13 protein-coding genes and 2 tRNA genes are annotated in these 13,137 nt (G+C 65.6%); 6 read left to right on the forward strand and 9 right to left on the reverse strand.

All coding sequences use genetic code 11. The features are described 5' to 3' along the window. Nucleotides 1-17 precede the first annotated feature (17 nt). Both MU521_RS00575 and MU521_RS00580 read right to left on the reverse strand, forming a co-directional pair. The gene (locus tag MU521_RS00575; RefSeq protein ID WP_217630091.1) at nt 18-707 is read right to left on the reverse strand and encodes a DUF4399 domain-containing protein; all 690 of its coding nucleotides are present in this window, start codon (nt 705-707) and stop codon (nt 18-20) included. A 531-nt stretch (nt 708-1,238) separates the two neighbouring features. Further along, nucleotides 1,239-1,311: transfer RNA gene (locus MU521_RS00580), tRNA-Arg, on the reverse strand. Nucleotides 1,312-1,393: 82 nt separating this feature from the next. Here MU521_RS00580 and MU521_RS00585 point away from each other — a divergent pair. Then, nucleotides 1,394-1,870, forward strand: a complete 477-nt coding sequence (locus tag MU521_RS00585; RefSeq protein ID WP_092687135.1) for a cupin domain-containing protein — start codon at nt 1,394-1,396, stop codon at nt 1,868-1,870. 102 nt (nt 1,871-1,972) lie between these two features. Here the strand turns inward: MU521_RS00585 and tatA are convergent, their stop codons facing one another. Next, nucleotides 1,973-2,260: a twin-arginine translocase TatA/TatE family subunit gene (tatA, locus tag MU521_RS00590; protein ID WP_092687132.1), complete on the reverse strand. Its 288-nt coding sequence runs from the start codon at nt 2,258-2,260 to the stop codon at nt 1,973-1,975. Between the two features lie 136 nt (nt 2,261-2,396). Here tatA and MU521_RS00595 point away from each other — a divergent pair, with 136 nt between their 5' ends. The 3 genes from MU521_RS00595 to MU521_RS00605 all read left to right on the forward strand — a co-directional run bounded on the left by MU521_RS00595 (nt 2,397) and on the right by MU521_RS00605 (nt 5,127). Continuing rightward, nucleotides 2,397-2,870, forward strand: coding sequence for a redoxin domain-containing protein (locus tag MU521_RS00595; protein ID WP_092687129.1), 474 nt, complete (start codon nt 2,397-2,399; stop codon nt 2,868-2,870). A 45-nt stretch (nt 2,871-2,915) separates the two neighbouring features. Further along, nucleotides 2,916-3,749, forward strand: a complete 834-nt coding sequence (locus tag MU521_RS00600) for an HD domain-containing protein (protein WP_092687125.1) — start codon at nt 2,916-2,918, stop codon at nt 3,747-3,749. 82 nt (nt 3,750-3,831) lie between these two features. Further along, entirely contained in the window at nt 3,832-5,127 is a 1,296-nt protein-coding gene (locus tag MU521_RS00605) for an MFS transporter (protein WP_092687122.1), read from the forward strand. Between the two features lies 1 nt (nt 5,128). Here the strand turns inward: MU521_RS00605 and pdhA are convergent, their stop codons facing one another. Continuing rightward, a complete protein-coding gene (gene pdhA, locus MU521_RS00610) occupies nt 5,129-6,244 on the reverse strand; it encodes a pyruvate dehydrogenase (acetyl-transferring) E1 component subunit alpha (RefSeq protein ID WP_092687119.1) in 1,116 nt (371 codons plus the stop codon). Nucleotides 6,245-6,344: 100 nt separating this feature from the next. Between pdhA and MU521_RS00615 the strand changes: the two genes are divergently transcribed. Next, entirely contained in the window at nt 6,345-6,770 is a 426-nt protein-coding gene (locus MU521_RS00615; RefSeq protein ID WP_092687116.1) for a hypothetical protein, read from the forward strand. 83 nt (nt 6,771-6,853) lie between these two features. Beyond that, nucleotides 6,854-7,546 carry a phosphoribosyltransferase gene (locus tag MU521_RS00620; RefSeq protein WP_092687113.1) on the forward strand — a complete coding sequence of 231 codons (693 nt, stop codon included), beginning with the start codon at nt 6,854-6,856 and terminating at the stop codon, nt 7,544-7,546. A gap of 26 nt (nt 7,547-7,572) precedes the next feature. Here the strand turns inward: MU521_RS00620 and MU521_RS00625 are convergent, their stop codons facing one another. The 5 genes from MU521_RS00625 to MU521_RS00645 all read right to left on the reverse strand — a co-directional run bounded on the left by MU521_RS00625 (nt 7,573) and on the right by MU521_RS00645 (nt 13,128). Beyond that, nucleotides 7,573-7,899 carry a DUF6684 family protein gene (locus MU521_RS00625; RefSeq protein WP_092687110.1) on the reverse strand — a complete coding sequence of 109 codons (327 nt, stop codon included), beginning with the start codon at nt 7,897-7,899 and terminating at the stop codon, nt 7,573-7,575. Nucleotides 7,900-8,047: 148 nt separating this feature from the next. Then, a tRNA-Gly gene (locus tag MU521_RS00630) sits at nt 8,048-8,118 on the reverse strand. Between the two features lie 260 nt (nt 8,119-8,378). After that, nucleotides 8,379-9,041, reverse strand: a complete 663-nt coding sequence (locus MU521_RS00635) for a class I SAM-dependent methyltransferase (protein ID WP_092687107.1) — start codon at nt 9,039-9,041, stop codon at nt 8,379-8,381. Nucleotides 9,042-9,077: 36 nt separating this feature from the next. Further along, on the reverse strand, nt 9,078-11,495 hold the full coding sequence (locus tag MU521_RS00640; RefSeq protein ID WP_092687104.1) for a type II secretion system F family protein: 2,418 nt from the start codon (nt 11,493-11,495) through the stop codon (nt 9,078-9,080). Between the two features lies 1 nt (nt 11,496). Next, complete coding sequence (locus tag MU521_RS00645) at nt 11,497-13,128, reverse strand: type II/IV secretion system ATPase subunit (RefSeq protein ID WP_092687101.1); 1,632 nt, start codon at nt 13,126-13,128, stop codon at nt 11,497-11,499. Between the last annotated feature and the right edge of the window lie 9 nt (nt 13,129-13,137).

Consider the following 13,137-nt stretch of genomic DNA (forward strand, 5'->3'; position numbering starts at 1 on the left):
ACGGTTCGAGTGCCGCGTCACTCGGTCGTGACGGTCGTATGAGCGTGGACCATCGTCGCGCGGTGGGTGCCCGTCCCCACCTGGAAGTGGATGGTGTGTTCGCCCGGTTCGTAGGCGTCACCCAGTTGCTCGGCCAGGTCGATGGACCCGCTGGTCGACCCATCGCCGTAGTGGATGTGATTGGCGTCGCTCGGAATCACGTCGCCGACGGGGACGTGGTCGGTGTCGATGACGGCGTGGAGATGTCCGGAGTTGCCGTTGATGCCCTCGCTCGACGGTTCGATGGTGTAGTTCTCCGCGGTCACGTCCCACTCGACGACGCTTCCCTCGACGCTGGTCGAGAGGTCGAGACTGGCGGTGTCCTCGACGGTCACCTCGACGGTGTCGGTCAGGGCCATCGCCGTGTGCTTTCCATCGGCAACCTGCAGGTGGAGCGTGTGGTCGCCCGGTTCGAGTTCGAGGACGCCGTTGTTTTGCCCCGTCCCGTAGTGGATGTGCTGGTCGTCGCTCGGAATGGTCTCGCCCGGTTCGACAGGATCCGCGTCCACCATGATGTGGTAGTGGCCGGCCCCTTCGTTGACGGTCCCCGATTCTTCGATGGTGACGCCGCTGGCCGACCCCTTCCACTGGACGTACGGACTGTTGAGCGTCGCCCCGTCCGAGGGGACCGCGAGGGAGACCGACGCGTCACTCCCCACGCCGTTCATGTACTCGCCATCGCCGGACGACGTAGTCGACTCGGGAGAGCCGCTGGAATCGTCCGTTTCGGTGTCTGTACCGCTTCCATCGTTCGAAGTACACCCCGCGACCCCCGCCGCAACAGCTCCGGCGGTCTAACCGAGGACCTCGCGTCTGTCAACTTTACCGAACATGTTTCCGTCGGGTATTTTAGATACGGAGTTAAATACGACTCGGATCGTGTCGACATTTACCCGCGGGCTCGGGGAGTATCCTGTGAGACAGCCGACGTGAGACGAGCAGGCGTGCCGGGAGTCCCGCGAGCATCCAGCGCGCAAAGCGCGCCGGTTCACGGAACTCGTGTCTCGCGCGAGTTCCGCTTTTCCCCAAGTTTTTGCTGCGAGCGGTGGCCGAAGGCCACCCGAGCAGGAAACAGTGGGTAGCGGGCGTGCCGGGATTCGAACCGGAGCCAGACGTGCTCGCTGCGCTGCGCGCGACTGGCAGGGCTCGAATCTCGGGTCCGGTTCGGTCGGCGCTCGCTCCGCTCGCGCCTCCCTGCACGGGCGTGCCGGGATTCGAACCCGGGATCGAGAGGTTAGGAACCTCTCGCCCTGTCCACTAGGCCACACGCCCTACTCCCAATTGCGTCGGTCCGGTTGAAAAACGATTGCTCTTTGCTCCCAACGGTTATATCGGAGCCACCGCAGGAACCCCTATGGAGAAAGTCGCACTCGAGGACGTTCGCATCGAGAACAACCCCCTCGGCGTCCACTCCGTCCGAAAACCCGTCTCCGACGCGCTGGGGACCACCGATTTCGCGTTCAACTACTTCGAGCTCCAGCCAGGCGAATCCTTCTCCGGCGGCATGCACCGCCACCACGATCAGGAAGAACTGTTCTACATTCTCGACGGTACGGCCACCTTCGAGACGCCCGAGGAAGTCGTGGAGGTACCCGAGGACGGCTGCATCCGGTTCGAGCCGGGCGAGTACCAGACCGGCGGCAACGAGACCGACGACGTGGTTCGGGGATTCGCCATCGGCGCACCCGACTCCCGACACGACTGGGACGAACTCGACGCGCTGGTGTACTGCACCGAGTGCGAGGAGGAGACCGACCACGGCATGGAACTCACCGACGACGGACAGTTCGCCTTCTCGTGTCGCGAGTGCGGTAACGACCCGCAGGCCTGACCGATTGTCGACCAGGTTCGAGGGAGTTGCGCCCGCACCCGCTCCAGTCGACAAGGTTGACACTGTGACGGATGGTGGACCGGAAAATGATGCTGAACGCGTCTAGCTGCTCGAGGTGTCCGTGCTGGTCTCGCTGGTGGACTCAACTTCCGAGTCGACCGAGGTGTCGGCATCGGCCGACGTGTCGGACGAGGAGTCCACGTCGGGGTTTTTCATTTCCTCGAGTTCCTCTTCGATCTCTTCACGCCCTTTCTGGAACTCACCGATGGCCTGGCCGGACGACCGGGCGAGTTCGGGAATCTTGTTCGCACCGAACAGCAAGATTGCGATGAGCAGGATCACCAGCAGCTCCGGTCCGCCGGGTGCCCCTGGAATGAACAGTGGGATCATCTGTGTCTGAGCATAACCGGAGGCTAATTATAGGCTTTTTGCTCGTCTGTAGATCGTAACAACGGCCACAGGACCGCTCTCGCGGCGCGTCGATGGCACAACAGTAATCCCACACCCGTACGAAGGGGTGGTTGTCATGGTAGACGAAGGAGACGCGGCCCCCGACTTCACTGCACCGCTCGCGAACGGCGACATCGCCGAGTTCACGCTCTCGGAGAATCTCGACGACGCACCCCTGGTTCTGGCGTTCTTCCCCGGTGCGTTCACGAGCGTCTGCTCCCACGAGATGAACACGTTCCAGGACCGCCTGGCGGAGTTCAAGGACGTGGGCGCGACGGTCTACGGCATCAGCGTCGACTCCCCGTTCGCCCAGAACGAGTTCCGCGACAAGCTCGGCCTGGAGTTCGGTCTCATCAGCGACGCCGACAAGGAGATCATCGACGAGTACGACATCGGCATGGACTTCGCCGACCTGGGCGTCCACGACGTGGCCAAGCGCGCCGTCTTCGTCGTGAACGGCGACGGCGACGTGACCTACGCGTGGGTCAGCGACGACCCCGGCGTCGAACCGGACTACGACGAGGTCGAGTCGGCCGCCGCCGACGCCTGACGTTCCCACCGAGTCTTTTTCTCCGTCGCGCGTGAGGATTCGGCCATGAGTGACGCCACCAGCGGCGGCGATAGCGGCACCAGTGGCGATGGCCGCGTGTACGACGTGGACGGCGACCACAACTTCCCCGACGAGCGACTCACCGAGGCTCTCGAATACATCGACGACGACGAGGAGATTACTGCCTACCTCGAAGCTCAGAACGTCAACCCGGTCGCACGAAAACGCTACAACGATCACGGCACGAAACACGTCGAGATCGTCCGGAACCGGGCGCTCTGTCTCTACGACCTCCTCAAAGGCGAAGGCGTGGAGTTCAACGGCGCGGCCGGGCAGGGTCTCGCCGAGGCCGACGAACCGGTCATCGTCGCGCTGGCGGCGACCCTCCACGACATCGGCCACGTCGTCCACCGCGACGAACACCCGTACTACTCGATTCCCCTCGCGGCGGACCTGCTGGACCGCATCCTCCCCGATCTCGGGTACGAGGTCGCCGAGGTCGTTCGCCTCAAAGGCGAGGTCCTGCACGCAATTCTCTGCCATCACGTCGAGGAAGATCCACTGACTCTGGAGGCGGGCGTCCTCCGCGTCGCGGACGCGCTGGACATGGAACAGGGCCGCTCGCGCATCCCATACGAACGCGGCGGCCGCGGCATCAACACCGTCTCCAGTCAGGCGATCAAGGCGGTCTCACTCCATCCCGGCGAGGACAACGCCGTCCTCATCGAGATCGAGATGACTAACGCCGCCGGGGTCTATCAGGTCGACAACCTCCTGAAGGCCAAGGTCGACGGCTCCGGACTGGCGGACCGCCTCCGGATCGTGGCGCTCAACGTCCACGAGGACGGCGACCAGATCGTCGAACGCATCGAGTTGTAATCCGACTGTCGACCGGGTGCGACCCGGACACACACCCGCGTCGAGACGTAACCTCTTATTCTCACGGGTTCCGAGCGCGACCGTGAGCGAGGATGCTGGCGGTGCGCTGAGGTTATTGAAAAACGCCGAGTTTCGCGCGCTCGCCAGCACCGCCTTCGCCCGGAGCCAGGCCTACTCGACGATCATCATCGCCCTGGCGCTGTACGCCGACCTGTTCTCGACCTCCGGGTTCGTCGAGGGCCTGTTCGGAACCGTCTTCGCCCTCACGCAACTGCTGATCGTCCTCCCGCTGGGGCGGTACGTGGACACGAACAACGCCAAGCGCATCCTCCTGGTCGGCCTCGGGATCAACGTCGTCACCTTCGTCGGCTTCACGCTGGTCTCGGCGGTCGAACACGTCCTGCTCGTCCGGATTCTCCAGGGACTCGGCGCGAGCATCCTCTGGATCACCGGCACGACGGTCGTCGGCGAGATCGGGCCCGAGGACGCCCGCGGCCGCTGGCTCGGTGCGTACAATCAGGTCGGCGCGTTCTCCAGCCTCGCGGGCGACGTGATCGGCGGCCTTCTGCTCACCCTCTACGGGTTCACGCTCACCTACGCCGTCCTGAGCGGCGTCACTCTCCTGTCGGGCCTGCTGGTCTACCGGCACCTCCAGGACGATCCCGGTGGGCAGGCCGACACCGACGACCAGGGGAGCGTCGAGACGTTCCGCCTGTTGCTCGACCGGACGACGGTCCGCGCGCTGGTGATCTTCCGCCTCGGCCTCAGTTTCGGGAAGATGGCCGTCCTGATCTTTCTGCCCATCTACGCCCGGACCGGGTTCGGCATGTCGGCGCTGTTCGTCGGCGGCATCCTCGCGGGCGGGAAGCTGACGAAGGCGCTCACGCAGGGGTACGTCGGCGACCTCACCGACCGGATCGGCCGGAAACACCGCTTCGTCTTCGTCGGAGCCATGCTGTACGCGCTCGGCGCGGCGCTGATTCCCCTGGCCGAATTCGCGGTCGGAATGGTGCCGCCGGTCGCGGTCCCGATTCCCGGGGCGGCCGCCGTCACGCTCCCGCCGGCCTTCCTCCCGCTGTTCGTCGCGTTCGGCGTCTGTGGCGTCGCGGACAGCATCCGCTTGCCCGCGAGCATGGCACTGTTCGTCGAGGAGGGCGAGCAGTTCGACGCCGTCGCCGGGAGCATGTCGCTGCGCTCGATCGCCTGGAAAGTCGGACAGGTCGTCGGCCCGGTGACCGTCGGGACGCTCTGGGACTACACCGACGTGTTCGTCGCGTTCTGGACCGCCAGCGCGCTCATCGCCGTCGCGACCGTGGCCTTCACGATCCTCTACCGGGTCGACCCCACCGAGGGCGCGGAGACGGCCACCGCCGACTGACTCACTCGTCTTCCAGCAGGGCCTCGTCCCCGTGGCGCTCCCGGAGCGCCCGGAACGCCTCCCGTTGCTCGCGGATCCGGGCCGTGTCGGACTCGTAGGCGTTGGCGAACAGTTGCTCGGGGTCCGGGTCGAACTCCTCGGCGGCGTCGATCAGGTCCGCGACCCGCTCGCGGGCCGCCTCCTGAATCGCGTCGATCCGCTCGTCGTCGAGCAGGCCGCGCTCCCGGAGGAACGTCTCCATTCGCGGGAGTGGGTCGCGTTCTTTCCACTCCTCGACCTCCTCGTCGTCGCGGTAGACCGAGGGGTCGTCGGCGGTCGTGTGCGCGCCGAAGCGATACATCACGGCCTCGATCAGCGTGGGGCGACACTGCTCGTCGTCCGGGTCCCGCGCCTTGCGGACGGCCTGGCGAGTCACTTCGTACACTGCGAGGGGGTCCATCCCGTCGACCTGGATGCCGTCGATGCCGTACGCGTCGGCCTTCCCGGCGATAGTCGGACTCGCGGTCTGGCGCTCGCGTGGGTGCGAGATGGCGTACTGGTTGTTGTTACAGAAGAAGATCGCCGGCACGTCGAAGACGCCGGCGAAGTTCAGCGCCTCGTGGAAGTCGCCCTCGCTGGTCGACCCATCGCCGAAGTGACAGGCGACGATCCGGTCGTCGCCCTTGAGTTTCGAGGCCCAGGCCATCCCCGTCGCGTGGGGGAGGTGGCTGGCGATGGAGATGTTCAGCGGGAAGACGTTCTTCTCGGCGAGCCACTCGTTGCCCCGCTCGTGGCCCATCCAGTAGAGCAGGTACTCCGGCTCCAGCCCGCGCTCGATGACGGCTCCGTGTTCGCGGTACTGGAACGAGATCCAGTCCTCGTCGGCCAGGGCGTGCGTGGAGCCGATCTGGGCCCCTTCCTGGCCGGCCAGCGAGGGGTAGGTGCCGAGCCGTCCCTGTCGCTGGAGACTGATCATCCGTTCGTCGAAGTGGCGAGCGAGCCACAACTGGCGATACATCTCGACGAGTTGCTCGTCCGGGAGGTCCGGCACCGACGCACCCTCCAGGACGTGGCCGTCTTCGTCGAGGACCTGCACGCGGTCGCTGGCGTCGTCGCCAAGGCTCCCCTGATTCGTCACGGTGTGGAATGGGCACGGAGCACCGGGACATAATGGTATCGCTCGGCGAGGTGACCCACCCCGACACAATCGTTTTGTACTGGCGGCCGTATCTTTGGGTATGGGTAACACGCCTACCCAACAGCCCTACGAAGGCGACGCCCCAGGCGCAGACGAATCGGGTGCCGGCGGGTCGGTGCGGGAGGCGATGGTCGGGTTCGTGCGGTCTACCCTCGAAAGCGTGCGCCGTCGCATCTCGGTGTTTCCGTCGTTGAATCTCGCCTCGGCGTTCGCCGTCGACGACACGGAGGTCGCCGACTCCCGTCGTCTCCGCCCTGCCCCCCGGGACGAGGAGACCGGCCCCGACGATACACAGCCGGCGTTGCCGGACCGCTCGCTCCCGCTGGTCCAGCCTGCCCGCGACACCGGCCAGGAGAACCCGCCCGACCTCGAAGCCACAGAGGACGACGGCCAGCTCTCGATCTACTATCCGGACCGGGCGGACGCGCGGATCACCTCCGACACCTGGGAAGACGTCGAACCGTGAGGATGCAGGTCCGCCGGCCCAGCTACAGCGCAGGCGGTGGCATTCAAGTTCTCGGCGCTCCGGGGGGTAAACGGTGACTACGCGTGTCCGATCTGCCGGATGAATTCGACTGCACGATCACGAACTGGGAGTACATCTACGATCTCTGTCGCGACGTGAGCGATCAGATCAAGGCCGCCGACTTCGAGCCCGACATCGTCGTCGCGCTGGCCCGAGGCGGCTGGTTCGCCGGCCGCTGTTGCTGTGACTTCCTCGGTCTCGACGACCTGACGAGCCTCAAGATGGAACACTACGTCGGCGCGGCCGAGAAATCCGACGAACCCACCGTCCGCTACCCCATGCCCGAAGGCTCGGTCGAGGGGAAAGACGTACTGATCGTCGACGACATCGCCGACACCGGCGGCTCGATCAGCCGCGCCCACGACTACGTGACCGACCGGGACTGCCACGAGGTCCGCACCGCCACCCTCCAGTTGCTGGGCACCAGCTCCTTCGAGCCCGACTTCGTCGGCGAACGCCTCGCCGACTGGACCTGGGTCGTCTACCCCTGGAACTTCGTCGAGGACATGATCGACCTCGTCTCCGACGTGATGGGCAAAGCCGACGGCGAGGTCTTCACGGAGACCGAGATCCGCGCTGCACTCCGGACCATCCACGGCATCGAGCGTATCGAGATGGAGATCGCCCAGCCCGACCGCTTCGACGAGGTGATGGCCGAGATGGTCCGCCGCGACGTGGCCGAGGCAGCGGGTGAGGGCTGGCGGCTGGTGGAGTGAGCGAGCCCTGCGGCGACCGGTCGAACTCAGTGCCGGTCGGATTCGCCCTCGCGGTCGTTCGCTGCACTCCCTTCGAGCGGACTGTCCTCCCTGCTGATGACCCACCCGGCGACGACGCTAATGAGGACGACCCCGCCGATCAACGCCCCGTGAAAGAGGAGGAGTGGATCGCCACCCGCTCCCCCCGAGGAAAACAGTCCGAACATGAGGACGAAGGCCGCGATGATGGCGATGGGGACGACGTTGACGAACAGGTCCGATAGCAGTTGCCTGTCGAAACCGCTCCGGCCCGCGTTCGAATTATCGGGCTGCGTCTCGCCGCCGGTCTCCGCCGACTCGGTATCCCGTGACATCGTCGGTTCGACATCGTTGGCCAGGGCGTCGAACCGAATAATTCCTGCTCTTGCGGGCTTTTCTTCGATAGAACTCCGCTGTGCGCGACTCTCAGGATTCAAATCGCCTCCTGCCGCAGATTTCTCTCACGGATTGTTCGAGAAATCATGCGGCGACCGGGATTTGAACCCGGGCCATGAGCTTGGAAGGCTCAGGTCCTACCACTAGACCATCGCCGCTCGCTTCTCTCGCGGCGTAGATCGCAAATCCGACGGATTTGCTCACCATCGCCGCACATCGTTCACTGCGTTCGCTCGTGCGCCGGGCCCTGCGTCGCTTCGCTCCGCAGGACATCGCCGCTCGCTTCTCTCGCGGCGGGCTTCACCTCGCTTCGCTCGGTGAACCATCGCCGCTCGAACGTCGCCCCGACCGGGCGCGCCAGTGATCCAGGCTGGACCGCCGCGGCGCGAGGTGACACCCGACTGTTCCGCGTGCCAATTTATGTGGCTTTCCCTTCGCCGTCGGCCACCACCGCGTAACAGTTCCCGCTGGAGACGAACACCTCGACCGGCTCTAGCCCGCTGTCGTCCAGATCCGCCCGGAACTCCGCAGGGCTGTAGATGTGATAGAACCGCGGCACGCGCTCGCCGCCGGGGAGCGTCCAGTCCACGGTGGTATCGAACCCCTCGTCCGCGTCGAACCGGTCGTGGGCCGTACTCCAGGCGCTGACCAGCGCTCGACCCTCCGGCGTGAGGACGCGAGCGAGTTCGTCCAGACTCGCCACGCGTAACTCGCGAGTGGGGAGGTGATGGAGGGTCGCGACGTAGACGGCCAGATCGACCGTCCCGGTCGCAACCGGGAGCGAGGACGCGTCACCCTGCACCAGCCGGACAGCCTGGCTCGCGTCGGACCCCGCGACGCGCTCGCGGGCCTCGTCGAGGAGGCTGCGACTCACGTCGAGGGCACAGACGCGACCCGTCGAGGCGGCCAGGGGTTCGGCGTGGCGGCCGTTGCCACAGCCGAGGTCCAGGCCCACCGCGCCCCCCCGGTCCGAGAGAAAGGACTCGACTTCCGGCCAGGCGTACTCGCGGGTAGCCGAAAAGTGGTCGGCGATCCGGTCGTAGGTGTCCCGGACGCCCGCGCGGGCCGGGTCGTCGTCCATGTCCGGGCTTCCGGGCCGTGGCTCAAGACGGTTGCGTTAGCCGAAAGTGAACTCTTCCTTGTTCGCGTCGACGCTGGGCGGATAGACGGTATCGGTGTCTTCGCCCTCGTCGTAGGTCCGGTCGTCGTCGGAGTCCATGTGCGGTATCAGGACGATCGTCTCCTCGTCGTCGACTTCCCGACTCAGCTGAATAGTGATGTCCTCGGAGGTCCCGGCGGGGAGGTACCCGCTCACGCCCAGGACTTTCCCCTCGGCAGTGCTCTGGCGGACGACGATGAACCCGCCGTCCGAGAGCGACGCGGATTCGACGTTCACCTCGGCTTTCCCGCCGAACTGGGCCTCCATGGTCATCGACGCGACCGGCGAGGAGAGCAAGACGAAGACGACGTAGGCCACGGTCAACAGGATGGCGGCGTGTTTCACACCGTCACGGATCGACCCCTCACCGAGCTGGCCGCCGACGAGGCCCGAGAAGAACGCCTGGACCATCCCGACGTGGAAGAAGACGAGGGTGTAGGCGGCCTTGTTGACGCTCCCGAAGCGGGTGAACTGGCTCGGGTCGACGCCGAGCCGATTGTTCGAGGACGGCGTCGGCACGCTGTTGGGCAGGCTCGGGACCAGTACCTCCTCGACGGCGACGATGATGACGAGGAACACGAGGAAGGCGACGTAGATGACGACGAGATAGGTGAGCATCTGCCGGCGGCGCTGGCGTTTCATCCGCAGATCCGCGCGGGCCTGCGTGGCGGCGATCCGCAGGACGGCTCCGATGTTCCCGCTGGCCCGCATCGCGTTGGTCAACAGCGTCACGGCGCGGGTGACGGGGATGGTCCGGACGCGGGTGCCAAACCGGACGAGCGCTTCCTCGACGTTCGCGCCGAGACTGATGTCGGCCCAGATACGTTCGATCTCGTCGGTCAAGGCGCCGAGGTCGCTCCCGCGGATGCGGTTGAAGCTCTCCACGACGGACATCCCGGCCTCGTTGAGGCTGGCGAGACGTTCGAGCATCTCGGGGGACGCGGCCTCAACCCGCTTGAGGCGGCGCTGCTGGACGAACCGCACGGCGGCGTAGGTCCCGAGGACGAACAGGAGCCCCTGGATGATCAGGTCGTCGAGGACACGGACGTTGATGCCGACACCGGTGAGCGCGGCCGGCAGACGCAGCGCGGTGACGACGACTGCGAGTGGGATCGTCACGTACAACAGCGCCGTCGGGTTCCGCAGGACGGTTTCGATGGGGGCGCCGAGGACGCGTTTGTACCGCTGGAGCCGGTCGTAGATAGCCAGTCGCTCGAAGTTGTGCGCCAGCGCGTTCGTGTGTCCGCCGTCGGCGGCGGGAACGTCGCCCTCGAACGAGGTCCCGCCACTGCCGACGAGCGAGGACTCGTCAGGGACCGACGCGCCGTCGCTCCCGATACCCAGGAGTTCGAGTCGCTGGTTCAGAAACACCATGAACCCGACGTTGGCGAGCGGAATCGCCAGGTAGCCCAGCAACTGGAGGATCCCCAGCGTGTCGGTCGTCGTGAGGCCGAACACGAGCAGGATGGTGATCAAAAAGAGCGTCCCCGCGACGAGGACGGTGACGTACGCTTCGGCGATGGTGGCCAGCAGTTCGAGCAGTTCCTCCTGTCGTTCCTCTGCTTCCTCCTGGTAGCGCTCGTACTGGTCGTGGAGGAACTGCGGGAGACTCTGGCCGCTCTGGAGGACCGACGAGAGGTTCTCGCTGAAGGTCTTGTACTCCTCGCTGGGGGTCCGTTTCGACATCCGGCGGATGGCGTTGATCATGTCGGTACCGAACAGGTCCATCTGCCGGACGGCGACCGACATCTCGCGGGCGCTCTCCCCGTAGATTCGCTTGTTGTCCGCCAGCGTGCGCATGATGACCGGAAACGGCATCCCACCGCGTGAGAGCGCGTAGAGGAAGGCGACGGTCCGGGCGAGACTCTCGTTGATCCGGCGGCGGCGCGCCTCGGCGCGACTGGCCAGCATCTGCCACCGCATCGTGTACGCCAGCGCACCCGACACCAGCGACGAGACGACACCGCCGGCGACCGCGACTGCGAGGAACACGTCGGGTGCGAGTTCGAGCGACCACGTCGAGGGGCGTCCCAGCACCGCCGTCATCGTGTTGGGCAGGCCCGCCAGCAGGCCGCCGATCAGCGGGATAGCGAGGATCAGTCCGGCAACGACGTAGCCGCCGACGATCCCGCCCAGCACGGCGAACAGGACCGCGTAGAGGTAGGTCTTGGCCGCGTAGGCCCGATAGGTCTCCGGGACGTAGGCCGACTGTAGCAGTTCCTGCCGCTGGGTCCGGTCGTGGACGAACCGACCGAACACGCCCCGGGAGATTCGGGTCAAACGGCTGTTGAGAGACTCGCTCGATCCGGCCGCGACCAGCAGGGCTCCGAGGCCGAGCGCGACGAGGGCCGGAACGAGCGAGAGTGGCGAGACCATGTCAGGGTTCCACTTCGACGCCGGCGTCCTCGATCCGGTCGAGGACCTCGGCGCTGTCGGCGTAGTACTTGTTCACCATCGCCGTGAACCGCCGGTAGTCGTTGACGCCCTCATCGCGGAGGTATTTGAGGAACTTCTTGCGGTTCCGAATCTCTTTGAGCAACTCGGACTGGCTCCAGCCCCGTTCCTCTCGGATCTCGTCGAGCAGATCGCTCCCGCTGTCGGTGAAGGTGTCCTCGGTGGCTCGCCAGGAGTAGGTGTTCGAGTAGTCCAGTTCACCGGTCCGCTGGTCGATGCCCTCGATCTCTGCGAGGGTGCGCATCCGACGGACGCGCTCGCCCTGGCTCCGCGTGAGGACCTGCACGCAGAGCACGTCCAGCGACTGGACCATCGGTCGCGGGACGTTGATGGGTTCGTTCTCCAGCCGATTGATGACGGTCTGGACGGAGTCGGCGTGCATCGTCGAGAACGTGGTGTGACCGGTGTTCATCGCCTGGAAGAGGGTGATCGCTTCCTCGCCCCGGACCTCGCCGACGATGATGTACTCGGGCCGGTGGCGCAGGGCCGAGCGCAACAGGTCGTACATCGTGATGTCGTCGTCGTCAAGGCGCTCGCGGGTCACCGACGAGAGCCAGTTGTCGTGGTACAGGGAGAGTTCACGCGTGTCCTCGATGGTCAGTACTTTCGCCCGCGGCGGGATGAACATGGAAACCGCGTTCATCGACGTGGTCTTTCCCGCCGCCGTCCCGCCCGCAAAGAGGAGCGAGCGATTGTTCTCGATGCACAGCCAGAGAAAGGCGAGCATATCGAGGTTCGCGGTGCCGTACTCCAGCAGGTCGATGGGCGTGAACGGCTCGTCGGCGTACTTTCGGATGGTGAACGCCGAGCCGCGGGGCGTGACTTCCTCGCCCAGTGCCAGCTCGATCCGGGAGCCGTCCGGCAGGGTCGCCGAAACCACGGGGTCGGAGACGCTGACGTGGCGGCCCGAGCGCTGGGCTAGCTGGATGACGAAGTTCGACAGTTCCTGGCTCTCGAAGGAGACGTTGGTCTCCACGTCGGTGTAGTCGTCGTGATAGACGAAGATGGGGAGATTCGGCCCGTCACAGGAGATGTCTTCGACGTGGGGATCGTGCATGATCGGGTCGATCTGCCCGTAGCCGTGGAACCGTCGGTGCAGGTAGTAGAACAGCCGGTAGTACGATTCCAGCTCGATGTCGACGCCGTACTCCTCGAGGCGGTCCTGAAGTTCCTCACGGAGTGCCGCCTCGGGGTCGTCGGCCACGTCCTCGCGGTACAACAGCGGTTCGCGGATGTCCTCGGCCAGCCGGTCGAGCAGGTCGGCCTCCAGTTCGTCCAGCTTGGGTTCGACGACGTGGTAGAGGTGTTTGTCGTCCTCGTGGTCGTAGTTGATCGAGACGAACGAGAAGGGGACGTTCAGCCAGTAGCGGTCGGTCTCCTCGTAGCCCGGCAGGCCCGAAAAGGAGATGAGCCGGTCGTGTTTGTCCGGGTCGTAGTTCTGGACCGGGAGCGTCGTCCCCCGGAGCAGGTCGGCGGTGTAGGAGAGCCAGCGGCGTACCTCCTCGACTCGTGACTCACCGACCTCGTCACCGGCACTCGCGTTCTGTCCTGCCATGGATCGACC

It is taken from the genome of Halorientalis regularis (assembly GCF_023698535.1).
In the GTDB taxonomy this organism is placed as follows: Archaea; Halobacteriota; Halobacteria; order Halobacteriales; family Haloarculaceae; genus Halorientalis; species Halorientalis regularis.

What these genes read in the sequence shown, in the direction of transcription:
- MU521_RS00640 (WP_092687104.1), bottom strand. Translation starts at nt 11,495, where the DNA reads ATGGTCTCGCCACTCTCGCTCGTTCCGGCCCTCGTCGCGCTCGGCCTC.
- MU521_RS00575 (WP_217630091.1), bottom strand. Translation starts at nt 707, where the DNA reads ATGAACGGCGTGGGGAGTGACGCGTCGGTCTCCCTCGCGGTCCCCTCG.
- MU521_RS00585 (WP_092687135.1), top strand. Translation starts at nt 1,394, where the DNA reads ATGGAGAAAGTCGCACTCGAGGACGTTCGCATCGAGAACAACCCCCTC.
- MU521_RS00595 (WP_092687129.1), top strand. Translation starts at nt 2,397, where the DNA reads ATGGTAGACGAAGGAGACGCGGCCCCCGACTTCACTGCACCGCTCGCG.
- tatA (WP_092687132.1), bottom strand. Translation starts at nt 2,260, where the DNA reads ATGATCCCACTGTTCATTCCAGGGGCACCCGGCGGACCGGAGCTGCTG.
- MU521_RS00615 (WP_092687116.1), top strand. Translation starts at nt 6,345, where the DNA reads ATGGGTAACACGCCTACCCAACAGCCCTACGAAGGCGACGCCCCAGGC.
- MU521_RS00645 (WP_092687101.1), bottom strand. Translation starts at nt 13,128, where the DNA reads ATGGCAGGACAGAACGCGAGTGCCGGTGACGAGGTCGGTGAGTCACGA.
- MU521_RS00625 (WP_092687110.1), bottom strand. Translation starts at nt 7,899, where the DNA reads ATGTCACGGGATACCGAGTCGGCGGAGACCGGCGGCGAGACGCAGCCC.
- MU521_RS00600 (WP_092687125.1), top strand. Translation starts at nt 2,916, where the DNA reads ATGAGTGACGCCACCAGCGGCGGCGATAGCGGCACCAGTGGCGATGGC.
- MU521_RS00635 (WP_092687107.1), bottom strand. Translation starts at nt 9,041, where the DNA reads ATGGACGACGACCCGGCCCGCGCGGGCGTCCGGGACACCTACGACCGG.